This window comes from Luteimonas sp. 100069 (assembly GCF_003813845.1).
GTDB lineage: Bacteria > Pseudomonadota > Gammaproteobacteria > Xanthomonadales > Xanthomonadaceae > Luteimonas > Luteimonas chenhongjianii.
Genome location: NZ_RPFN01000001.1, coordinates 407,739 through 429,718, shown reverse-complemented (window position 1 = coordinate 429,718; position 21,980 = coordinate 407,739). Strand labels below are relative to the sequence as shown.

Genomic DNA, 21,980 nt, shown 5'->3' with positions numbered 1-21,980 from the left:
CGCGTCCCCCCGGCGCGCCCGCGGGTCAGAACGTCACCCTCGGCGCTTCGCGCACTTCGGCGCGGTCGGCCGGAATGTCGAGCAGCGCGGCCTGCTTGAAGTTGAACATGCCCGCGAGCACGCTCGAGGGGAACACTTCGCGCCGGTTGTTGTAGGCCATTACCGAGTCGTTGTAGGCCTGGCGCGCGAAGGCGACCCTGTTCTCGGTGCTGGTCAACTCCTCGGTGAGCTGCGTCATGTTCTGGCTGGCCTTGAGGTCCGGATACGCCTCCGACACCGCGAGCAGACGACCCAGTGCCCCGTTGAGCGCGCCCTCCGACTGCGCGAGTTGTGCCATCGCGGCAGGATCGCCGGGATCGGCTTTGGCGGCCGACAGGCCCGCCTGCGCCAGGTTGCGCGCCCGGGTCACCGCTTCGAGCGTTTCCCGCTCGTGGCTCAGGTAACCCTTCACCGTCTCGACCAGGTTCGGAATCAGGTCGAAGCGACGCTGCAGCTGCACATCGATCTGCGCGAACGCATTCTTGTATGCATTGCGGGCAGTCACCAACCCGTTGTAGATACCCACCCCCCAGAGCGCGAGGCCAGCGGCCACGGCGACGAGCAAACCCAGCACGATCAAAGCGCTAGCCATCAAACTTCCCCTTGTTCATGCAATCGAGATCGCAGGCGCTATCATCGCCGCAGCACCAGAGCATACGCAGGGGGCAGGTCCGATGAAAAGCCGACATCCTTCACGCCGGCCGTTGGCACGCCTGGGGCTGATCGGGCTGCTGTTGCCCGCTGCGCTGGGCTCGGCCGCGCAGGCGCCGACCGCCTCCGACATCATCGAAAGCGACGGCGAAGACGCCGTCACCGCCATCGTGCCGCTCGACGAGCAGCCCGGCAGGCCGGCGATCGTCAGCCGCGAGGATGCGGTCAAGCCGCGGCCGGTGGCACCCGGCCAGACCAGGCCCCTGGCGCCAAGCTTCGACGTCACCCTGCTCGAAGCCATGGCGCAGGACCTCGTCGCCAACCAGCGCGTGCCCGGCATGGCGATGGCGATCGTGCACAAGGGTCAGGTGCTCAGTGCCCGCGGCTACGGCATCACCGACGTCAAGGCGGCCGAACCGGTCGATGCGCACACCGTCTTCCGCCTCGCGTCGCTGTCGAAATCCTTCGCCGGCACCGTCACCGGCATGCTGGTCTCCGAAGGCGCCCTGCGCTGGGACAGCCACGTCGTCGATTATCTGCCCTCGCTGCGGTTCTCCGATCCGATGGCGGCGCAGCAGCTCACCGTTGCCGATGTGCTGAGCCACCGGGTCGGCCTGGGCCGCAACACCTACGACCGCGACATCGAACGCAACGCCGACTATCACGATCTGGTGCAGCGCCTCGCGTCGGCGCCGATGAGCTGCCAGCCCGGCAACTGCTATGCCTACCAGAACGTCGCCTTCAGCCTGGTCGGTGACGTCGTGTTCGCCACCTCGGGGCAGTTCTTCAGCGAGGCGGTTTCGCGCCGTATCTTCAAGCCTCTCGGCATGAACGATGCGAGCTACGGTCTCGAAGGCATCCAGGCGAGCACGCGCTGGGCCAAGCCGCACGTTCGCGCCGGTGGCGGCTGGACGTCGCTGATGCCCAAGCCCACCTACTATCGCCTGGCGCCCGCGGCCGGGGTCAATGCCAGCATCAGCGACATGGCGCAGTGGCTGGTCGCGCAGACCGGTCATCGGCCCGATGTGCTCCCGGCGCCACTGCTGGCGACCCTGCAGGCGCCCATCGTCGGCACCCCGCCGGAGATGCGCAATTCCTCGTGGCGCCGCGACCGTCTCGACGCCGCGGGCTATGGCCTGGGCTGGCGTGTCTACGACTACGCCGGCGAGCGGGTGGTCTTCCATGGCGGCGCAGTCCAGGGTTATCGCGGCCTCATGGCACTGATCCCGGGCCGCGACTTCGGCATGGTCGTGCTGTGGAACAGCGAAAGCAGCCTGCCCTCGGGCATGCTGCCGACGATCCTCGACCGCGCCATCGGCTTGCCGCCGCAGCGCTGGGTGGACGTGGACCCGAATCTCGAAACCCTGCATGCGCAGCGCACGCGGTCACCTGCCGCATCGCCAACGGGCGGCAGCACCACCCACCGCGCGGACGCGACGCCGGAGTAAGCGGGAAATCGTCGCCGCGGCGCGCGGCCACGTGCGCACCGCGACGGTCGTCCGCAAAGAGAACGAGGACGTGGTGCCGTGCGGGCGCGGCCGCCCTGGCCGGTGCTCCACCGCGCCCCGCGAGCGTCGGCGCGCACCACCACCGATCACCCGGCACGTGCGCATTCCTGACGGGTGATCGTCCCGCGTGCGCGCGGCCAGGCGGCATGGACTCGCGCCCTGCAAGACGGACATAAAAAAACTCCTCCTCCGCCTGGGCACGCGGAGGAAGAGCTTTCGAATACGAACTCTGTGACGTCAGATCAGCGGCGTCGGGATCGTCGGGATCACCACAGGTGCCGAGGACTTGCGGGCGCGCTTGGTCGGCGTACGCTTCTGCGCGGCCTTCTTTGCCGGCGACTTCTTGGCGACGGCCTTCTTGGTGACGGCCTTCTTCGTAGCCGTCTTCTTGGTGGCTGCCTTCTTGGTGGCCGACTTCGCGGTCTTCTTGGTGGCGGCCTTCTTGCTGGCGGTCGACCGGGTTGCCTTCTTGGCCGTGGCCTTCTTGGCGGTCTTCTTGGTCGCCTTCTTGGCCGTGGCCTTCTTCGCGGTCTTCTTCACGGCCTTCTTGGCGACGGCCTTCTTTGCGGTCTTCTTGGCCGTGGCCTTCTTCGCGGTCTTCTTCACGGCCTTCTTGGCGACGGCCTTCTTCGCGGTCTTCTTGGCCGGCGACTTCTTGGCGACCTTGGCGACCTTCTTCACTGCCTTCTTCGCGCGACTCACTGCCTTCTTGGCGGTGGATTTGGTAGCGGTTTTCTTGGCTGCCTTCTTGGCAGGCGCTTTCTTTGCAGCTTTCTTCGTGGCCATGGAATGGCTCTCCTCGTCAGTGGACTTGCAGGTACAACGGCCCAGTTCTCAAACGGCGCGCGGGAGTCGGACCCGCGCACAACCGCCGACGCGCACCGCGCATCGACCGGATTCGAAGGGAGGGTCGTCGACTGCACGACGTCGCCCTGGTGAAACGGTACCTCTGCGCCGGGTCGACGGCGCGGAGACGGAATGAAGGGTGGACGTGTTTCGCAGCGAAGACGATGCCCGCGTCCACCTTGTGATCGTGCTGGCGGAGTTTCGAGTTGTGCTGCGTGCTGGTGTCGTTCGACTCACTCGTTTGGCGGCAGACGTCTGTTGCGGCGAAACCTAATCACGGTTTTTTCCACTGTCAACAGGTGTTGATATTTTTCCGGCAAGGTCGAGCGCGCGCATGTCGCCTCACACCCGGGCATCGCGACAAGGTCATCGCATCGCGCAGGACCTCGCGGTGCACGCACTACGCGAAGCCGCTTTTGCGAAACACCACAAAACAAGGCATCAACTTCGCAAGGCCTGAAAATTTCAGACCCGAGCCCGACACAGGCAACGCCGATTCCAGTGCGGTGAAAAAACCATCACCGAACCTACCGCTACGTAAATCGTGCGATGACGAATGCCAAGGCTTTGCGCGGCTGCAGGATCGGTTTGCGCGAAAAATGCGCAGCCCTCGAACGACGTCGGGAGGTCGCGAACCGTCGACCGCATGTGCGATCAACGACGCCGCTTCGCATCGACCCGCAGCGAGCGAGCGCCCAAAAGAAACCGGCGCGTTCCTTGCGGAACGCGCCGGTCGGGAGACGCCACGTCTTGCGACGTCTCAGTCTTCCTCGCCCTCGAGCAATTCACTGTACTCGTCAGGCGGCAACAGCTCGTTGAGCTGCTCCGGCTCGCTGAGTTCGATGACGAACAGCCAGCCTTCGCCGAAGGCGTCCTCGTTGATCGTTTCCGGCTTGTCGGCCAGCGCTTCATTGACGGCGGTGATCGTGCCCGACACCGGCGCATAGACGTCGGACGCAGCCTTCACCGACTCGACCACCGCGACGCCGTTTCCGGCTTCGACCGTCTCGCCGACCGCGGGCAGCTCCACATAGACCAGATCGCCGAGCAGGCCCTGGGCGTGATCGGAAATGCCGACGGTGACCTTGCCGTCACCTTCGATACGGACCCATTCGTGGGACTTCAGGAACTTCAGGTCGCCTGGGATTTCACTCATGGTCGGCTCCGGGAACGCGTGCTGTCGGGAAGAGGAGGCTAGTGTAGCGACGATCGCGCGCGGCGCGCATCAGACGCCGTCGGCGGGCTGACCGTTGCGTACGAAAGGAAACTTCACCACGCGCACCGGTACCTGGCGGCCGCGGATGTCGACGGTCACAGCGCCGGGCTCGCCTGCGGGTACGCGTGCGAATGCGATCGCCTTGCCGATCGTCGGCGAGAACGTGCCCGAGAGGATCTCGCCGGGACCATTGGCGGTCGCCACAGCCTGGCCATGGCGCAGTACGCCCTTGTCGTCCATCACCAGGCCGATCATCTGACGCGGCGCTCCGCCGGCCTGCGTCTCAAGCAGCGCGCGCCCGTTGAATGCGCGACCTTCGTCGAGTGCGACCGTCCAGCCGAGCGCCGCCTCGTAGGGCGAGACGGTCTCGTCCATGTCCTGACCATAGAGGGCCAGGCCTGCTTCGAGACGGAGCGTGTCGCGCGCACCGAGGCCCGCCGGGGCGACGCCCGCTGCATGCAGCGCCGTCCACAGCGCAGTCGCATTTGCTTCGTCGACCACGATCTCGAAGCCGTCCTCGCCGGTGTAACCGGTACGGGCCACGAACAGATCGCCGAACGCCGTCCCGCTGAGCGCCGCGGCAGCAAACCGGCCGAGCTTGGCGACCTTTGCCGCATCGGCTTCGCCGAGCAGGCCGGCGACGATCTCCCGCGCCTTCGGTCCCTGCACCGCGATCATCGCCAGCTCGGGGCGCTCGGTGACGACGACATCGAACCCATCGGCCTGCGACGCGATCCACGCCAGGTCCTTTTCGCGGGTCGCCGCGTTGACGACCAGGCGGAACCAGTCGTCGGCCATGAAGTAGATGATCAGGTCGTCGACGATTCCGCCCTCGATGGTCAGCATGCAGGTGTAGAGCGCCTTGCCGGGGACCTTGAGCTTGTCGACGGAGTTGGCGACGAGCTTGCGCAGGAAATCGCGGGTGCCGGCGCCACGCAGATCCACGACGGTCATGTGGCTGACGTCGAACATGCCCGCGTCGCGTCGCACGTGGTGGTGCTCCTCGATCTGCGAGCCGTAATTGAGCGGCATGTCCCAACCGCCGAAATCGACCATGCGCGCGCCGAGCGCGCGGTGGGCATCGTTGAGGATCGTCTTGCGCGTCATCTGCCGGCTCACTTGCGGAAAGCCGGGATTATCGCAGGTCGCCGGCCGCCAGCAGGCCCGAGCCGCTCCTGCAGCCGGGGCCAGGCATGCGCGCCTGGCCCCGGCCGGATGACCGTCAGGCCATCTCGACGTGCAGGTTGACGCCGTCGGTCCCGACCACGCGGACCGGCGTGCCCACCGGCAGGTCGGGACCTTCGACGATCCAGAACGCGTCGCCGATCTTGATCCGGCCACGACCGGCGATGATCGGCTGGTCGAGTGGCGCCACGCGACCGATGTGCTGCGATGCGCGCCGGTTCAAGGTGGGATGGTCGCTCTGCGGTTCGCGGCCGCGGAACCAGGTGCGGTACACGAGCACCGACAGGAAGCTCAGCACCACGAACAGCGCCACCTGCACCAGCAGGCTGAGGCCAGGCAGGAACAAGGTGATCAGGAACACGGCCGCCGCGGCAAAGCCCATCCACAGCAGGAATGCACCAGGCACCAGGGTCTCGGCCGCCATCAGCAGCAACGCGATCGCGCCCCAGCCCACGACGTCCCAACGCAGCCAGTCCATGTCAGAGGCCTGCGCGTGACGGCGGCGGCGGGGGCTGCGCGCCGCGCGGCGCCGACTTCTGGTTGCTCAGGGCCTCGCGGGCAAGTTCGCCGATGCCGGCGATCGACCCGATGATGCCGCTGGTCTCCATCGGCATCAGCACGAACTTCTGGTTGGGCGCGGTCGCCAGTTCCTTGAACGCCTCGACGTACTTCTGCGCCACAAAGTAGTTGATCGCCTGCACGTCACCCTGGGCAATCGCATTGGAGACCATTTCGGTGGCCTTGGCCTCGGCCTCGGCCAGGCGCTCGCGCGCTTCGGCCTCGCGGAACGCCGCTTCCTTCTGGCCCTCGGCCTCGAGGATCGCAGCCTGCTTCTCGCCCTCGGCGCGCAGGATCGCGGAGCTGCGGTGGCCTTCGGCCTCGAGGATCACCGCACGACGCTCGCGCTCGGCCTTCATCTGCCGGGCCATCGAATCGATGAGGTCGCGGGGCGGCTGGATGTCGCGGATCTCGATGCGGGTGACCTTGATGCCCCATGGGTTGGTCGCCTGGTCGACGACGTTGAGCAGCTGGGCGTTGATCTTCTCGCGGTTGCTCAGCGATTCGTCGAGATCCATCGAGCCGATCACGGTGCGAATGTTGGTCTGCACCAGCGCGATCGTGGCGATCTCGAGATTCGAAACCTCGTATGCGGCCTTGGCCGCGTCCAGCACCTGGAAGAACACCACGCCGTCCACGCGCACCACCGCATTGTCGCGGGTGATCACATCTTGGCTCGGCACGTCGAGCACCTGCTCCATCATGTTGATCTTGCGGCCGACGCCGTAGACGATCGGCACCAGGAAATGCAGGCCTGGCGTCATTGAATGCGTGTACTTGCCGAAACGCTCGACGGTCCATTCGAAGCCCTGCGGCACCATGCGCACGGTCTTGAAGAGCACGACGACGCCGGCGAACGCAAGCACCACCGCAAGAAACAGCCCTGTCCCCATTCTTCTTCTCCCTGTATTGGTCGGCTGATGCCGCCGGGCCGAGTATAGGCGCCGGCCCCGTCGCGCACTCCGGGCCGGGGCTGGACGCATGGCGAGTTGTCCGTGGTGTATCCAACGGCCCGTACCGCCTCTATCCGGCGGCAGTGACATCGCCGCCGTCCCGACGGCCTGCGCCTTTGGCGAAAGGCCGGCGCGAGGCCATGCCGTGCACCCTGATCGTGAGGTGTAGGCCCGCGATCGGCCGCGTATCCCGGGGCTTCGCCCCTCCTCCGCGCATCGGCGCAGGCGTGCGCGCATCGATCCGCGCGTCGCGAACACGGGACGATCGAGCGAATGGCCCGGTAACCGGGCGCCAGCCTGGCTGGCGATTACTTGGTCAGGATCAGCTTGTCGTTGCGCGTATGGCGCAGGCGATAGACCTCGTTGCCATGGCGGATGCAGAGCTCGCGGTGTCCGCCGAGCAACTGCACGCTGTCGAGCTCCGGCACCTGGGGTGTATGCGCCAACGCATGGACGTTCCGGCCATCGCGGGCATTACGGGAGACGGCTGCATCCTGGAACGGGCTTGCACGCATGACGAATCCTCCGATCGGAAATCCGATGATAGTGATTCTCATTAACGGGTCAAGCGCCAAGTTCATGCACTCGTGGCTGCTTCGAGACGCCTCCACGTCGCCTCGTCCAAACGATCCAGCAACTCGATCGCCTGGAGGTTCTCGATCAGCTGCGCGGTGCGGCTGGCGCCGAGCAGTACGGTGGACACATGAGGATTGGTCAGGCACCAGGCGATCGCCAGTGGCGCGGGTGCCACACCGAGCTCGGCGGCGAGCGCGACGAAACGGCCTGCCCGCGTGAGCCGATCACCGTCGTCGCCCAGGACGCTGCGCTTCAGCCAGGCGAGTTCCGGCTGGGCGAGGCGGCTGTCCGCAGGCACACCCCCGGTGTACTTGCCGGTCAGCAGACCCGAGGCCAGCGGCGACCACACCGTGGTGCCCAGTCCGAGTTCGGCGTACAGCGGCGCGTATTCCAGTTCCACGCGGGCTCGCTTCAGCAGGTTGTATTCGGGCTGCTCCATGGTCGGGCCGTGCAGATGATGCGTGCGGGCGATCTGCGCAGCCTCGCGGATCAGCGTCGCCGGCCATTCCGACGTGCCCCAGTACAGGACCTTGCCCTGGCGGATCAGCGTATCCATCGCCCAGACGGTCTCGGCAACCGGCGTGTCCGGATCGGGCCGGTGGCAGAAGTAGAGGTCGAGATGCTCGACGCGCAGACGCTTCAATGCCGCGTCGCAGGCGTCGCGCACGTGTTTGCGCGACAGGCCACGCTGGGTGGGTCGCGGGTCGGCGGCGGCGCCGAAGAACACCTTGCTCGAGACGCAGTAGCCGTCGCGCGGAAGGCGCAGGTCGGCGATGACGTCACCCATGACCTGCTCGGCCGCGCCATTGGCATAGCCCTCGGCATTGTCGAAAAAGTTCACACCGTGGTCCCACGCGGTCGCCACGAGCTCGCGTGCTTCGCTGCGGCCGATCTGGCTGCCGAAAGTGACCCAGGCACCCAACGACAGGGCGGACAGCTGCAGGCCGGATGATCCGAGGCGGCGGTACTGCATGGAGACTCCTGGAACAGGCGACGGACGGGTGGACCAGTATGCCCGCCGGCTGCGAGCGGCCGCCCGGGTCGAGCGCCCGATGCTGCTGGCGATGACGACGGCCGTCGCTGCACCCAGCTGCGACTGGAGACGCTCCCGCCACGATCTGAAGACCAGCCAGCGGGCGTGGCTGCCGCAGCACGCGACGCGTCAACGCGATGGTGCGCGCTGACAAGAGCGCTCGGTGGCCTTGAAGCTGCCTGAGCCCGAGGGTTTCGGCGGCTCAAGCCGGTGCCGACCCGCGCCGGCTCTTCCGGGAGATCCCGTGCCGACGCAGTGCCTCTGCAGACGATGTTCAAAGAGGAAGAGCCCTGTCGCGGATCCGTGACCAAGCGTGCGTGCTGCGGCCCGGCGGGTGGCGCATGGGAGCGACTCGACCGTCCGGGTCCACCGCATGCTGCTGGCCTGCGGCCGGGCGTGGGGCGTCCGGGGGTGCTCCCTGGCAGGCGCCGGAGGCCACCGCATTTCCGACCTGTGCGCGACGCATCCGCCCTGCCCGGGCGGCGCGGGCGGGCGCCTGCAACAGGTCAGGCGTGGGGGCCGCGGCCGTGCGGAGGCGCATGGCGCCTGAATGACATGACTTTCACGCCCGGTATGGTTGCCGGGGCCGGCCCGCTGCACTAGGCTGCGCGACTTGGCGAATGGCCCGGGGGCCACGATGGATGACTTGACGCGGATCGGCTTCGGCCTGTTTGGACTGGCCGTGCTGCTCGCGATCACGTGGCTGTTCTCCAACAACAAGCGCAGGGTCGACTGGAAGCTCGTCGCCACCGGCGTGACGTTGCAGATCGCCTTCGCTGCGGTGGTGTTGCGCGTACCCGGTGGCCGCGAGGTGTTCGACGCGCTCGGCCACGGCTTCGTCAAGGTTCTCTCGTTCGTCAACGCCGGCTCGGAGTTCATCTTCGGCAGTCTGATGAACATCGAGACCTACGGCTTCATCTTCGCCTTCCAGGTGTTGCCGACGATCATCTTCTTCGCCGCGCTGATGGGCGTGATGTACCACCTGGGCATCATGCAGTTCATCGTGCGCGTCATGGCGTCGGCGATCACCAAGGTGATGCGGGTCTCGGGCGCCGAGACCACGAGCGTGTGCGCCAGTGTCTTCATCGGCCAGACCGAGGCGCCCCTGACCGTGCGCCCCTACATCTCGCGAATGACCGAATCCGAACTCATCACGATGATGATCGGCGGCATGGCGCACATCGCCGGCGGCGTGCTGGCCGCCTACGTCGGCATGCTCGGCGGCGGCAACCCGGAAGAGCAGGCGTTCTACGCCAAGCATCTGCTGGCCGCGTCGATCATGGCCGCGCCGGCGACACTGGTCATCGCCAAGATTTTGATTCCCGAAACCGCTGAGCCGCTGACCCGCGGCACGGTGAAGATGGAGGTCGAGAAGACCACCAGCAACGTCATCGACGCGGCAGCCGCCGGCGCCGGCGATGGCCTGCGCCTGGCGCTGAACATCGGCGCGATGCTGCTGGCCTTCATCGCACTGATCGCGATGGTGAACTACCCGCTCGAGTGGATCGGCGAGGTCACCGGCCTGGCCGAGGCCATCGGCAAGCCCACCAATCTGGCGACGATCTTCGGCTTCGTGCTCGCCCCGATCGCCTGGCTGATCGGCGTGCCGTGGCAGGACGCGTCGGTGGTCGGCTCGCTGATCGGTCAGAAGATCGTCATCAACGAATTCGTCGCGTACCTGCAGCTGGCCGACATCGTCAACGGCCGCGTCGACGGCGTGACGCTCAGCGAGCAGGGCCGCCTGATCGCGACTTATGCGCTGTGCGGCTTCGCCAATTTCAGTTCCATCGCGATCCAGATCGGCGGCATCGGCGGGCTCGCGCCCGACCGCCGCCAGGACCTTGCGCGCTTCGGCCTGCGCGCGGTGCTCGGCGGCACGATCGCCACGCTGATGACGGCCACCATTGCCGGCGTGCTGACCTACGTCGGTGCCTGATTTCGATTCTTTCTGAAGTCGCGCGAGCGGATACAGAACAGGGGAAGGTGCGCGTGAGCCATGTCGTCGTCGTCGGGTCGTTCAATGTCGACCATGTCTGGAACTGCGCCACACTGCCGCGTCCGGGCGAAACGCTGAGCGGCCGCTACCACACCGGCCCCGGCGGCAAGGGCTTCAACCAGGCGATCGCGGCCGCCCGCGCGGGTGCCCAGACGGGCTTGCTGTGCGCACTTGGCGGCGACGAAGGCGGCCGCCAGGCGCGTGCGCTGGCCCAGGCCGACGGCATCGACCTGCGCGTGCACGACAGCGCCCAGCCGACCGGCACCGCCGGCATCTATGTCGACGAAGCCGGCCAGAACACCATCGTCATCGGCGCCGGCGCCAATGCAGATCTCAGCGTCGCATGGCTGGGGCGGCAGGCCGCCGCGCTCGCTGGCGCGCGCGTGCTGCTGTCGCAGCTCGAGTCGCCGCTCGACAGCGTGCTCGAAGCGATGCGCCTGGCGCGCGCCGCGGGCACCATCACCATGCTCAATCCCGCGCCGGCGAACGCGCAGTGCCTGCGCGAACTGCTGGCCGCGGCCGACATCCTCACACCGAACGAAACCGAGTTCGCCGCGCTGCTGGAACGCCATACCAGCCATCGCATCGACAGGGACGAAATCGCCGGCGCGCCCGACGCGCAGCTGCACCGCCTGTGCCGCACCCTGCTGCCGCGCGGCACGGTGGTGATCACGCTCGGGGCAGCCGGCGCGTTCGTCTCGCACCGGGAAGACCTGCTGCGCGGCGACGATGCGCCGTTCTACCGCGTGGCCGCCGAGAAGGTGGAACCGGTCGACACCACCGGCGCCGGCGATGCCTTCAACGGCGCCCTTGCAGCCGCCTATGCCGCCGCGCCCGCGCAGCCGTTTGCCGCGCACGTGCGGTTCGCCAATCGCTACGCCGGCCTGTCGACCGAACGCGTCGGCGCCGCATTGGCGATGCCGCGGCTCACCCCCGGCGACTGAACCCCGGAATCGGCCGCACGCGGCCCCGCATCTCGCCGATCGGCGACAATGGCGCATGCAGATCGGCCCCTACCGCATCGAACCGAACGTGGTCCTGGCCCCGATGGCCGGGGTCACCGACAAGCCGTTCCGACAGCTTTGCAAGCGGCTGGGCGCGGGGCTGGCGATGTCGGAGATGACGATCAGCGACCCGCGCTTCTGGCAGACCGAGAAGTCGTTGCGTCGCATGGACCACGACGGCGAGCCCGCGCCTGTCGGGGTACAGATCGCCGGCACGGAGCCGGCGATGCTGGCAGAGGCCGCACGCTACAACGTCGACCACGGCGCGCAGATCATCGACATCAACATGGGCTGCCCGGCGAAGAAGGTCTGCAACGCCTGGGCCGGTTCGGCGCTGATGCAGGACGAGGCGCTGGTCGCGCGGATTCTCGACGCGGTGGTGCGCGCGGTCGACGTGCCGGTGACATTGAAGATCCGCACGGGCTGGTGCGCCGAGCACCGCAATGCGCCGACGATCGCGCGCATCGCGCAGGACGCCGGCATCGCCGCGCTGGCCGTGCATGGCCGTACCCGCGACCAGCATTACACCGGCACCGCCGAGTACGACACGATCGCCGCGATCAAGGCCGCACTGACGATTCCGGTGCTCGCCAATGGCGACATCGACTCGCCGGAGAAGGCACTGGCCGTGCTGCGCCATACCGGCTGCGATGCGGTGATGGTGGGCCGCGCCGCGCAGGGCCGGCCGTGGATCTTCCGCGAGATCGCGTACTTCCTGAGTTCGGGCACGCATCTGGCGCCGCCGACGCTGCCCGAGATCCGCGACATCCTGCTCGACCATCTTGCCGCGCTGCATGCCTTCTATGGCGAGACCTCCGGCGTGCGTATCGCGCGCAAGCATCTGGGCTGGTACGCCAAGGATCGACCGGAGAACGCGGCATTCCGCAACGTGGTCAACCGCGCCGAGACGGCGCAGGCGCAGATCGCGCTGACGCACGAGTACTTCGATGCACTGATCGCGGGCGACATCCGGCCGACGCTCGCAGCCTGACGCGGACGCCTGCTCGGGGTGCGCGCGCCCGTACTGACGATGTCCACGCCCCGGGATCCCTGCGCGCCCGCAGCGAGCAGACGCGTCCCTCCCCTCAGTGCGCCTCGACAGCCTCTTCGCTGCCGAGGCCCGGCAATGCGGGTTCGCGCCAGATCCGCGCCCACGTCGCCCGCAAGGTTCCGGCGATGTCACGCGGCATGCCGGCCTGCACCGGCGGCACCGCGCGCCAGGCGCCGTCGGCGCGCTCGGCCACCGTGAAGCGGAACAGGTAGTCCGGCTCGGCGCCCATGCGCAGGTCGCTGAGCTGCAGCCGGTCATCGACCACGGTCGCGCCCACGAAGCCGTGGTTGAACCACGCGAGACGCCGCACCGCCGGCAGTCCGGCATTGGCCTGCAGCGCGCGGGTGTCGGACGCGTACGCCGTGAAGCGCATCGGCCCCCGGTCGGCGGCCAGCGAGCGGAAGCCTTCGACATATCCGTCGGGGGTCATCGCCACCACACGCCACAGCAGGGTATTGGCCGGCATCGGCACCGAGAAGCGCGGCGCATCCGCCAGCCCCATGGTCGCAAGACTGCGCTCCGCCTCGCGGTCGACGATGGTCTTGGCGACCAGCGACCAGCCGATGTACGCGGTGCTCAGCACCAGGCCGAACACCAGTGCGCGCTTGCCGAGCGGGCGCGCCCCCGCAAACAGCGCGACCAGCACGCCTGCCAGCAACCAGATGGTGTACAGCGGATCGATGATGAAGAGGCTCGACCACATTGCCGGCGGTGGCCGCAGCGGCCACCACAGCTGGGTGCCGTAGACGGTGAACGCATCGAGCAGCGGGTGCGTGATCAATGCAAGCGCTATCGCCCAGAACCAGCGCACCGGCGATGCCGCGACGCGACCCTTGCCGAAACGCTTGAACAGCCACCAGATCGCGACGGCGATCAACGGCAACACCAGCAGCGAATGCGTGAGCCCGCGATGCAGGGTCATGCGCAGCACCGGGTCGTCGGTCATCAACGCGATCGGGATACCATCGAGGTCGGGCAAGGTGCCGAGGATGGCGCCGGCAGCGAGCGCGGCGCGGCGATCAGTGGCAGGAACGACAGCCGCGGCCACCGAAGCGCCGAGCACGATCTGGGTGAACGAGTCCATCGGCCGATGCTAGCAGCCGCTAACGACACGACGCCGGGGCGCGGGCGGGGCGCGACACCGCCTGGCCGTTGGGCTCGGTGCATGCAGGCAGCTCCGGCACTCCGCCCCGAGGCGAAGCAGACGCAGCCCGGAGGCGGCCGTCTGGCGCTTCGGCGAGTGCGGCCAGGCGGCCGACCCGTCGCCGTCGGTGCGTAGAGGACCCGCATGCTCGACCGTCGCCGCGCGACGGATCTGGCCGCAGACGATGCCATGGGACTACCCGGCCCATGGGCCGGACGGACTTGCCGGCGAGCGAAGCCTTCCGGGCCACGCCGGCGTAACCGCCGCACCGCACAGGGAGCTCCCTTGGCAAGCAGCCATGCATGCCGGGCGCGGGACGGGCGAAGCCGAGCCCCGGATGTGCCACTGCGAAAGCGGTCCACAAGTGGCTGCAGACCGCAGCACCTGGCGCGCTGCGGAGCGGCGCCCGTGGCAAGCGCGTCAGCCCTGCACAGCACGTCCCTTCCGGGCCCATGCCGAGCCTGTCGCGCACGCGCGCCGCCGGCCCGCAACTGCGCCGGGGCGCTGCGGTTGCAGCCGCCGCTCGGCGTGATGACACTTGTCCTGCACCGTAATCGCGCTTAACCGCGCTGCAATCCGGCGCAGTCCACAATGCAATTCCGCCGGCCGCTCTGTATGATTGCCGGCCATCTTTTCATCCGAATATAGGGATATAGGCCCGATGTCCAGCTATCTCTTCACCTCCGAGTCGGTCTCCGAAGGCCACCCGGACAAGATCGCCGACCAGATTTCCGACGCCGTGCTCGATGCGATCCTCGCCCAGGACAAGCGCGCGCGCGTGGCCTGCGAAACCCTGGTCAAGACGGGCGTTGCGATCGTCGCCGGCGAAGTGACCACCAGTGCGTGGATCGATCTTGAGGCGCTTACCCGCAAGGTGATCCTGGACATCGGCTACAACAGTTCCGACGTCGGCTTCGACGGCGAGACCTGCGGCGTGCTGAACCTGATCGGCAAGCAGTCGCCCGACATCAACCAGGGCGTGGACCGCAAGCATCCCGAGCAGCAGGGCGCCGGTGACCAGGGCCTGATGTTCGGTTACGCCACCAACGAGACCTCGGAATTCATGCCGGCGGCCATCCACTACTCGCACCGTCTGGTCGAGCAGCAGGCCAAGGTCCGCAAGAAGAAGAATTCCCCGCTGTCGTGGCTGCGTCCCGACGCCAAGTCCCAGGTGACGCTGCGCTACGAGAACGGCGTCGCCACCGCGATCGACGCCGTGGTGCTGTCGACGCAGCACGATCCGGGCGTCAAGCAGAAGGACCTGATCGAAGCCGTGCGCGAGGAGATCATCAAGCCGGTGCTGCCGGCGAAGTGGCTGCACAAGGGCACCAAGTTCCACATCAACCCGACCGGCAAGTTCATCATCGGCGGGCCGGTCGGCGACTGCGGCCTGACCGGGCGCAAGATCATCGTCGACACCTACGGCGGCTGGGCGCGCCATGGTGGCGGCGCGTTCTCGGGCAAGGATCCGTCCAAGGTCGACCGCTCGGCCGCGTACGCAGCCCGCTACGTCGCCAAGAACGTGGTCGCGGCCGGCCTGGCCGACCGTTGCGAAGTGCAGGTGTCGTACGCGATCGGCGTGGCCGAGCCGACCTCGATCTCGGTCACCACCTTCGGCACCGGCAAGATCAGCGATGACAAGATCGAAAAGCTGATCCGCAAGCATTTCGACCTGCGTCCGTACGGCATCATCCAGATGCTGGACCTGATCCACCCGGTCTACCAGCGCACCGCCAGCTATGGTCACTTCGGCCGCAAGCCGCAGGACGTGAGCTACGTCGACGGCGCCGGCGAGCGGCACACCGCGACCGCGTTCTCGTGGGAGAAGATCGATCGCGCCGACGCGCTGCGCACGGATGCGAAGCTGAAGTGACATCGCGCCGCGGCGGTTGCCGTGGTACATGGGCGTTACCGGACGGGCCGCGCAAGCGGCCCGTTCCGCGTCTGGCGGTTTGCCCTCACTTCGTGTGCATCGCCGAGTTCGCATGCTGTACCGGGGCGCAGCACAGCTCCGCCCCCAAGCCCACGGAGCCCGACTGACGATGCCGCCCAGTTACGACGAGATGCACGATGCCCAAGGGCAGGTGCGCCCCCATTACCACGGCTTCGACGATTGGCTCCAGGTGACTCCCGACGAACAGGTGGCGCACAAGCGCCTCGAGGCCGAGGTGTCCTTCCACCGCGTCGGCATCACGTTCTCGGTCTACGGCGAGGAGTCCGGCAACGAGCGCCTGATCCCGTTCGACATCGTCCCGCGCATCCTCCCCGCCCACGAGTGGAAGATCCTCGAAGCCGGACTGCGCCAGCGGGTGCATGCACTGAACCTGTTCCTGGGCGACATCTATGGCGAGCAGCGCATCCTGCGCGATCGCCGCATCCCGTCCGAGCTGGTGCTGGCCAACAGCGAGTACCGCAAGGAGATGCAGGGCCTGAAGGTGGCCTGCAACACCTACTCGCACGTGTCGGGCATCGATCTTGTACGCGCCGGCGATGGCGAGTACTACGTGCTGGAAGACAACCTGCGCGTGGCGTCAGGTGTGTCCTACATGCTCGAGAACCGCCGGATGATGGCGCGGCTCATCCCCGAACTGTTCGCCCGCCAGCAGATCGCGCCGGTCGAACGCTATCCCGATGCGCTGTTCGAGGTCCTGCGCCAGAGCGCGCCGGCCAACGTCGACAACCCGGTGGTGGCGGTGCTGACCCCGGGCGCGGCGAACTCGGCGTACTTCGAACACGCCTTCCTGGCCCAGCAGATGGGCGTGGAGCTCGTCGAAGGCGCCGATCTGTTCGTCCAGGACGACATGGTCTACGCCAAGACCACGCGTGGCGCCCAGCGCGTGCACGTGATCTATCGACGCATCAACGACGACTATCTCGATCCCACCGTGTTCCGGCGCGAGTCCATGCTCGGGGTCTCCGGGCTGTTCGGTGCATACCGCGCCGGGAACGTGACCCTCGCCAATGCACCGGGTACCGGTGTCGGCGACGACAAGTCGGTGTATCCCTACGTGCCCGAGATGATCCGCTACTACCTCAGCGAAGAGCCCATCCTGCACAACGTGCCGACCTGGCAGCTGCGCAATCCGGACGACCTGAAATACACCCTCGAACACCTGCCCGAGCTGGTGGTCAAGGAAGTCCACGGCGCCGGCGGCTACGGCATGCTGGTCGGGCCGGCCGCCACGAAGGCGGAGATCGAGGAATTCCGCGCGCGCATCCTCGCCGACCCGGGCAACTACATCGCCCAGCCGACGCTGTCGCTGTCCACCTGCCCCACCTACGTCGAGAGCGGCCTCGCGCCGCGGCATATCGACCTGCGCCCCTACATCCTCAGCGGCCGCCGCATCCATGTCGTGCCCGGCGGCCTGACCCGCGTTGCGTTGCGTGAGGGCTCGCTGGTGGTGAACTCCTCGCAGGGCGGCGGCACCAAGGACACCTGGGTGATGGAAGTATGAGTCGCCGGCCCGCCGTGTCCCCTGCCCCCGTCCCGCCGTCGCGCACCGCAGGTCGCGATGCCCTGACTGCCCGCTCCGTATCCGGCCGCTTCGCGCTGGCCAGTCCTTCGCACAGGCGCTGATCCATGCTCTGCCGCACCGCAAACGATCTCTACTGGGTAGCGCGCAATGTCGAACGCGCCGAGAACACCGCGCGCCTGCTCGACATGGCCCAGCGCATCGCGCTGCTCCCCGAACGCCTCGACCGGGGCAAGGCGCAGGCGGCGCCCTGGCGCCGCGCGCTCGATTCGCTCGGTCTGGTGGAGAGCTTCCAGCAGCGCCACGGCCGCATCGATGCCGAGGGTGTCGTGCAGCACCTGCTGCTCTCGCCCGACAACCCGGGCTCGATCTACAGCTGCCTGCGCACGGCGCGCGAGAACGCACGCGCGCAGCGCGTGGCGATCACTGCCGAGATGTACGAGGATCTCAACAGTTCGTGGCTGGAGATCCGCCGCTTCGATGCCACGCGCCTGCGCCAGCAGGGCCTGAGCAACGCGCTGGAATGGGTGAAGACGCGCTCGGCCGCGTTCCGCGGCATCACCATCGGCACGCTCGGCCGCGGCGAGGGCTATCGCTTCCTGCAACTGGGCGCCTTTATCGAACGTGCGGACTGGTCGATCCGACTGCTCGACATGATCAGCAGCGACGAAGAGTTGCCCGAGACAGGTGAAGTGCGCGACGCGACCCAGTACTTCCAGTGGAGCGCATTGCTCCAGGCGCTCTCGGCGTTCGAAACCTACCGTCGCCTGTATCGCGAGTCGGTGAGCCCCGCCGGCGTGGCCGCGCTGATGCTGCTCAACGACGACAATCCGCGCTCACTGCAGGCCTGCGTCGCCGCGATCCACCGTATCCTTCAATCGCTGTCGGGCGGCGAATCGGTGGAGGTCGCGCGTCAGGCCGGCGCACTGGCGGCGCAGGCCCGCTATGCGCGCATCGACGAGATCATTGCCGCTGGCCTGGAGACGTGGCTGCAGGACACGATGGGCAGGCTGTCGCGACTCGGCAACGAGATCCACCGCCAGTTCATGACCACCGAAGTGGTGCCGTTCTCCCCGCCCGGAATGTCGCAGTCACAATGGCAGCGTTCGTCTTGAGCTGTCGCTGCGCCGCCGCGCGGGGCACAATGCGTGCTGCAATTGCGCGCTGTCGCGGCACCTTATGACTTACTGCATCGGTTTGAACCTCGACGAAGGCCTCGTACTGGCCTCCGATTCGCGTACCAATGCCGGTGTGGACCACATCCGCCGTGCCGGAAAACTGCGGGTCTTCGCCCAGGATGGCGACCGGGTCGTGGTCACGCTGTCGGCGGGCAACCTCTCGCTGACGCAGAACGTGCTCAACCTCATCGAGCATCGCGCGCGTCACGAGACCGATCGCGTCGGCATCCTCAATGCGCAGTCGATGTTCCAGGTGGCGCAGGTGGTCGGGGATGCGATGCGCGAGATCCGCGCCCGTGACGAGAGCTATCTGCGCGACAGCGGAATCGATCCGAGTGGTTCGTTCATCGTCGGCGGCCAGATCCGCGGCGAGGCGCCGCGCCTGTTTCTTGTCTACTCGGAAGGCAACTTCATCGAGAGCTCGCGGGAGACACCGTTCTTCCAGAGCGGCGAGATCAAGTTCGGCAAGCCGATCCTGGACCGGGTGATCACCTCGCGCACCGACCTGGTCACCGCGACAAAATGCGCGCTGGTGTCGTTCGATTCGACGATCCGCTCGAACCTGTCGGTCGGCCCGCCGATCGATCTGCTGGTCTACTGCCGCGACAGCCTCCAGGTCCAGATCCAGCGGCGCTACGAGGATGGCGACGCCTACCTGCAGTCGATCCGGAGCCACTGGAACGAGAGCATGCGCCGCGCCGTCGCCGATCTACCGTTGCCCGACTGGGCCTGATCCGGCCGCTGCACGCGTGGCGCATGACCCACGGGGAACCGACGCGCCCGGCTCCCGCATCCTCCCCGGCCCTCCTCCGGGAGAGATTCGCGAAATGCGGATGATGCTCACCAGCGCAGACCCCCATACCTCTCATCCGAAGTGCTTGCGCGCATCGGCCCCTCCCGAAGGGAGAGGCCGATTGACGAGACGCGCTCAGCGCGCGGTATCCGCCGGTCGGTTCTTCACGTGCCGGTCCAGCCACGCCTCCGTTTCATGGAGCATGTGCAGGATCGACTCGCGGGCGCGGTAGCCGTGCGACTCCTTGGGCAGCATCACCAGACGCGCCGTGCCACCCAGACCCTTGATCGCAGCGAACATGCGCTCGCTCTGCATCGGGAAGGTGCCGGAGTTGTTGTCCTCCTCGCCATGGATCAGCAGGATCGGGTCCTTGATCTGCCCGGCATAGTTGAACGGCGACATCTTCAGATACGTGTCCTGGGCCTGCCAGTAGTTGCGCTCCTCGGCCTGGAAACCGAACGGCGTCAGCGTGCGGTTGTAGGCGCCGCTGCGGGCGATGCCGGCCGCGAACAGGCGCGAGTGCGCCAGCAGGTTGCCGGTCATGAACGCGCCGTAGGAGTGCCCGCCGATCGCGACACGGCGACGGTCGGCCACGCCGCGGCGTACCGCTTCGTCGATCGCGGCCTCGGCGCTCGCCACCAGCTGCTCGATGTAGGTGTCGTTGGGCTCCGCGTTGCCTTCACCGATGATCGGCATCGACACGTCGGCAAACACCGCATACCCCATCGCCAGGAACGCCTGCGGCCCCCAGTAGCCGATCGCATTGAAGCGGTGCGGCGAATCGGTGACCTGGCTGGCGGCATCGGCGGATTTGAACTCGCCCGGATACGCCCACATCAGCATCGGCAGCGGGCCGTCGCGCCTGGCGTCGTAGCCGGCCGGCAGGTACAGCGTGCCGCTGAGGTCCACGCCATCCTTGCGCTTGAAGCGCACCAGCTCCTTCTGCACGTCGCGCAGCTGCGGCGTGGGATGTTCGAATGCGGTCAGCGCCATCGGCGCCGCGTCGGGTGCATCGACCCGGCGCACGAGATAGTTCGCCGGGTCGACCTGGGTCTCGCGCGAGGTCAACAGCCGCGTGGCCTGGGCATCGAGCACCGCCACCGGGGCTTCGTAGTACGGCGCCTGCGAGTGGAACAGCCGCTCGGTGCTGCCGTCGGCGAGGTTCTGGCGATCCAGGAAGGGGCGATCGCCCTCGTCGGAGGCGCCATCACCGATGCGGTAGATGCTGGTGCCGTCGGCGGCGATCAGCAGCCGGCTGTTGCCGGTGGCGTCGGGCATCGTGACCGCGCTGCCGGGATCGGCATAGCGATCCTCGTAGGAACCGTCGCGCACGAGCACCGGCGCCGCCCCACCATCGGGCTGCAACCTCCACTCGCGGATCTTTCGGGTCTTCCACCAGTACTCACTGAGCAGGGCGAGATCGCCGGTGCCCCACTGCGTGCCGGCATAGCGCATCGACAGTTCGGCCAGCACCTGCGGTGCATCGCGGAACGGCGCAGCCTGCATGTAGACGATGTCGCGCACGTCGGCCTCACGCGACGGATCACCGCCGTCCTGCGCTTCCACCCACGCGAGCGTGGCGGGCGCATCACTGCGCCAGGCGACCGAACGCACACCGGTCGGCACCGCGTCGTTGCCGACCGGCAGGCCCTCGACCAGCGGCAGACGGGCGACGGTGTGCTGCACGGCGCCGTCCAGACCGACGACCTCGATCCGCCGCGGGAAGCGCGAATACGGAACCTGGTAGGAGAACGGCCGGTCGATCTGCTGGCGCAGGATGTGGCGTCCGTCGGGTGACGCGCTCGCGCTAGTGGTCATGCCCGGCGCGCCAATCGGCGTGATCCGGCCATCGAGCGCCACATACGCGAGCTGACTGGTCATGTAGTGCGCGAACACGCGCGCATCCGCCTCGCTGCGCAGCAGGTCCTGGTAGGTGCGCAGCTGCTGCACCGTGCCACCGGCGCCGGTGTCCTGCACATTCGGGCCGGCTGGCACCGCATCTTCCTGCCCCACCTCGCCCTGCCCTTCGGGCCGCAGGCGGACCAGCAGACTGCGGCTGTCGGGCATCCATTCGAAACCGTTGCCGACCACCGCATTGAGCGGCTGCGTGAGCAGCCGGCGCGCCTGACGGGTGGCGACATCGACGATCCACAACTGCACTTGCCCGGCGCGCATGTCGACCTGGCTGAAGGCGATATGGCGCTGGTCGGGAGACCACAGCAGCGAGGCCAGCGACAGTGGCTCGGGCAGTCCGGCGATACGCTGATCGCCACCGCCGTCGACCGGCCGCAGCCACAGGTCGGTGACGTACGAGGCACGGCTGCTGGAATAGGTCTTGGGGTTGATCCGGATGCCGGCCAGCTTGAGCTCGGGCTGCGCGACTTCGGCAATACCGGGCAATGCAGGCGTCTGCAGGAACACCGCCAGATCGCGATTCGGGCTCAGCAGCAGCCGCGGCGGGCGCGGTGCGTCGACGATCGCCTGCAGGGCCTCGGGCGGCAACTGGTAGCCGCTGGTGTTGGACGTCGCCGCGCCCGGGCCGTCCTGCGCGAGCAGGGGCGCGCTCCATGACAGGCTTGCGGCAAGCAGCGTGGCGGAAACGACCACGGAGAGGTGGCGACTGGTACTCGTTGAAGACATCGGCAGGCAATCCGGACATACGCGGGTCGTCGAGCATACCCGCCGCATCAGGGCCTACCCGCGCAATCGGACCGGGACCGTCGGGACTTGCAGCGAGACACGCGTTTGCGGCAGACGCATCACAACGGGACGCAAA

General features: G+C 67.6%; 18 protein-coding genes. 8 read left to right on the top strand and 10 right to left on the bottom strand.

The window, feature by feature from the left end:
- Nucleotides 1-25: 25 nt before the first annotated feature.
- Entirely contained in the window at nt 26-631 is a 606-nt protein-coding gene (locus tag EGK76_RS01890) for a LemA family protein (protein ID WP_123831443.1), read from the bottom strand.
- An 82-nt stretch (nt 632-713) separates the two neighbouring features.
- On the opposite strand from EGK76_RS01890, the gene EGK76_RS01885 reads away from it, so the two are divergent.
- A complete protein-coding gene (locus tag EGK76_RS01885) occupies nt 714-2,138 on the top strand; it encodes a serine hydrolase domain-containing protein (RefSeq protein ID WP_123831442.1) in 1,425 nt (474 codons plus the stop codon).
- Nucleotides 2,139-2,435: 297 nt separating this feature from the next.
- Here the strand turns inward: EGK76_RS01885 and EGK76_RS01880 are convergent, their stop codons facing one another.
- The 7 genes from EGK76_RS01880 to EGK76_RS01850 all read right to left on the bottom strand — a co-directional run bounded on the left by EGK76_RS01880 (nt 2,436) and on the right by EGK76_RS01850 (nt 8,505).
- Nucleotides 2,436-2,984: a histidine biosynthesis protein HisIE gene (locus EGK76_RS01880; RefSeq protein WP_096299630.1), complete on the bottom strand. Its 549-nt coding sequence runs from the start codon at nt 2,982-2,984 to the stop codon at nt 2,436-2,438.
- Nucleotides 2,985-3,804: 820 nt separating this feature from the next.
- Complete coding sequence (gene gcvH / locus EGK76_RS01875) at nt 3,805-4,200, bottom strand: glycine cleavage system protein GcvH (protein ID WP_096299632.1); 396 nt, start codon at nt 4,198-4,200, stop codon at nt 3,805-3,807.
- Nucleotides 4,201-4,269: 69 nt separating this feature from the next.
- Nucleotides 4,270-5,367: a glycine cleavage system aminomethyltransferase GcvT gene (gcvT, locus tag EGK76_RS01870; protein WP_123831440.1), complete on the bottom strand. Its 1,098-nt coding sequence runs from the start codon at nt 5,365-5,367 to the stop codon at nt 4,270-4,272.
- 115 nt (nt 5,368-5,482) lie between these two features.
- Nucleotides 5,483-5,914, bottom strand: coding sequence for an NfeD family protein (locus EGK76_RS01865; protein WP_123832033.1), 432 nt, complete (start codon nt 5,912-5,914; stop codon nt 5,483-5,485).
- A 10-nt stretch (nt 5,915-5,924) separates the two neighbouring features.
- A complete protein-coding gene (locus EGK76_RS01860; protein ID WP_123831438.1) occupies nt 5,925-6,896 on the bottom strand; it encodes an SPFH domain-containing protein in 972 nt (323 codons plus the stop codon).
- Nucleotides 6,897-7,264: 368 nt separating this feature from the next.
- The gene (locus EGK76_RS01855; protein WP_233580187.1) at nt 7,265-7,402 is read right to left on the bottom strand and encodes a hemin uptake protein HemP; all 138 of its coding nucleotides are present in this window, start codon (nt 7,400-7,402) and stop codon (nt 7,265-7,267) included.
- 131 nt (nt 7,403-7,533) lie between these two features.
- Complete coding sequence (locus EGK76_RS01850; RefSeq protein ID WP_123831431.1) at nt 7,534-8,505, bottom strand: aldo/keto reductase; 972 nt, start codon at nt 8,503-8,505, stop codon at nt 7,534-7,536.
- 697 nt (nt 8,506-9,202) lie between these two features.
- On the opposite strand from EGK76_RS01850, the gene EGK76_RS01845 reads away from it, so the two are divergent.
- Genes EGK76_RS01845 through dusB form a run of 3 tightly spaced genes read left to right on the top strand, consistent with a single transcriptional unit; the run spans nt 9,203 to nt 12,556 of the window.
- Nucleotides 9,203-10,501, top strand: coding sequence for a nucleoside transporter C-terminal domain-containing protein (locus tag EGK76_RS01845; RefSeq protein ID WP_123831430.1), 1,299 nt, complete (start codon nt 9,203-9,205; stop codon nt 10,499-10,501).
- A gap of 53 nt (nt 10,502-10,554) precedes the next feature.
- Nucleotides 10,555-11,505 carry a ribokinase gene (locus EGK76_RS01840; RefSeq protein ID WP_123831428.1) on the top strand — a complete coding sequence of 317 codons (951 nt, stop codon included), beginning with the start codon at nt 10,555-10,557 and terminating at the stop codon, nt 11,503-11,505.
- A 55-nt stretch (nt 11,506-11,560) separates the two neighbouring features.
- The gene (gene dusB / locus EGK76_RS01835; protein ID WP_123831426.1) at nt 11,561-12,556 is read left to right on the top strand and encodes a tRNA dihydrouridine synthase DusB; all 996 of its coding nucleotides are present in this window, start codon (nt 11,561-11,563) and stop codon (nt 12,554-12,556) included.
- A gap of 94 nt (nt 12,557-12,650) precedes the next feature.
- Here dusB and EGK76_RS01830 read toward each other — a convergent pair whose 3' ends face one another.
- Nucleotides 12,651-13,700 carry a metal-dependent hydrolase gene (locus EGK76_RS01830; RefSeq protein WP_123831424.1) on the bottom strand — a complete coding sequence of 350 codons (1,050 nt, stop codon included), beginning with the start codon at nt 13,698-13,700 and terminating at the stop codon, nt 12,651-12,653.
- Nucleotides 13,701-14,421: 721 nt separating this feature from the next.
- Between EGK76_RS01830 and metK the strand changes: the two genes are divergently transcribed.
- The 4 genes from metK (at nt 14,422) to EGK76_RS01810 (ending at nt 19,144) form a co-directional block, all read left to right on the top strand.
- Nucleotides 14,422-15,633, top strand: coding sequence for a methionine adenosyltransferase (metK, locus tag EGK76_RS01825; protein WP_123831422.1), 1,212 nt, complete (start codon nt 14,422-14,424; stop codon nt 15,631-15,633).
- Between the two features lie 169 nt (nt 15,634-15,802).
- Nucleotides 15,803-17,215: a circularly permuted type 2 ATP-grasp protein gene (locus EGK76_RS01820; protein ID WP_096299652.1), complete on the top strand. Its 1,413-nt coding sequence runs from the start codon at nt 15,803-15,805 to the stop codon at nt 17,213-17,215.
- A gap of 125 nt (nt 17,216-17,340) precedes the next feature.
- Nucleotides 17,341-18,348 (top strand): alpha-E domain-containing protein, encoded by a 1,008-nt coding sequence (locus EGK76_RS01815; RefSeq protein ID WP_096299653.1) that lies wholly within the window; start codon nt 17,341-17,343, stop codon nt 18,346-18,348.
- 64 nt (nt 18,349-18,412) lie between these two features.
- Nucleotides 18,413-19,144, top strand: coding sequence for a peptidase (locus tag EGK76_RS01810; RefSeq protein ID WP_096299655.1), 732 nt, complete (start codon nt 18,413-18,415; stop codon nt 19,142-19,144).
- A gap of 195 nt (nt 19,145-19,339) precedes the next feature.
- On the opposite strand, the gene EGK76_RS01805 is transcribed toward EGK76_RS01810, so the two are convergent.
- Complete coding sequence (locus EGK76_RS01805) at nt 19,340-21,844, bottom strand: prolyl oligopeptidase family serine peptidase (RefSeq protein ID WP_123831420.1); 2,505 nt, start codon at nt 21,842-21,844, stop codon at nt 19,340-19,342.
- Nucleotides 21,845-21,980 lie beyond the last annotated feature (136 nt).

What these genes read in the sequence shown, in the direction of transcription:
- EGK76_RS01810 (WP_096299655.1), top strand. Translation starts at nt 18,413, where the DNA reads ATGACTTACTGCATCGGTTTGAACCTCGACGAAGGCCTCGTACTGGCC.
- metK (WP_123831422.1), top strand. Translation starts at nt 14,422, where the DNA reads ATGTCCAGCTATCTCTTCACCTCCGAGTCGGTCTCCGAAGGCCACCCG.
- EGK76_RS01860 (WP_123831438.1), bottom strand. Translation starts at nt 6,896, where the DNA reads ATGGGGACAGGGCTGTTTCTTGCGGTGGTGCTTGCGTTCGCCGGCGTC.
- EGK76_RS01845 (WP_123831430.1), top strand. Translation starts at nt 9,203, where the DNA reads ATGGATGACTTGACGCGGATCGGCTTCGGCCTGTTTGGACTGGCCGTG.
- EGK76_RS01850 (WP_123831431.1), bottom strand. Translation starts at nt 8,505, where the DNA reads ATGCAGTACCGCCGCCTCGGATCATCCGGCCTGCAGCTGTCCGCCCTG.
- gcvH (WP_096299632.1), bottom strand. Translation starts at nt 4,200, where the DNA reads ATGAGTGAAATCCCAGGCGACCTGAAGTTCCTGAAGTCCCACGAATGG.
- EGK76_RS01815 (WP_096299653.1), top strand. Translation starts at nt 17,341, where the DNA reads ATGCTCTGCCGCACCGCAAACGATCTCTACTGGGTAGCGCGCAATGTC.
- EGK76_RS01830 (WP_123831424.1), bottom strand. Translation starts at nt 13,700, where the DNA reads ATGGACTCGTTCACCCAGATCGTGCTCGGCGCTTCGGTGGCCGCGGCT.
- EGK76_RS01805 (WP_123831420.1), bottom strand. Translation starts at nt 21,844, where the DNA reads ATGTCTTCAACGAGTACCAGTCGCCACCTCTCCGTGGTCGTTTCCGCC.
- dusB (WP_123831426.1), top strand. Translation starts at nt 11,561, where the DNA reads ATGCAGATCGGCCCCTACCGCATCGAACCGAACGTGGTCCTGGCCCCG.
- EGK76_RS01820 (WP_096299652.1), top strand. Translation starts at nt 15,803, where the DNA reads ATGCCGCCCAGTTACGACGAGATGCACGATGCCCAAGGGCAGGTGCGC.
- EGK76_RS01890 (WP_123831443.1), bottom strand. Translation starts at nt 631, where the DNA reads ATGGCTAGCGCTTTGATCGTGCTGGGTTTGCTCGTCGCCGTGGCCGCT.
- EGK76_RS01880 (WP_096299630.1), bottom strand. Translation starts at nt 2,984, where the DNA reads ATGGCCACGAAGAAAGCTGCAAAGAAAGCGCCTGCCAAGAAGGCAGCC.
- EGK76_RS01885 (WP_123831442.1), top strand. Translation starts at nt 714, where the DNA reads ATGAAAAGCCGACATCCTTCACGCCGGCCGTTGGCACGCCTGGGGCTG.
- gcvT (WP_123831440.1), bottom strand. Translation starts at nt 5,367, where the DNA reads ATGACGCGCAAGACGATCCTCAACGATGCCCACCGCGCGCTCGGCGCG.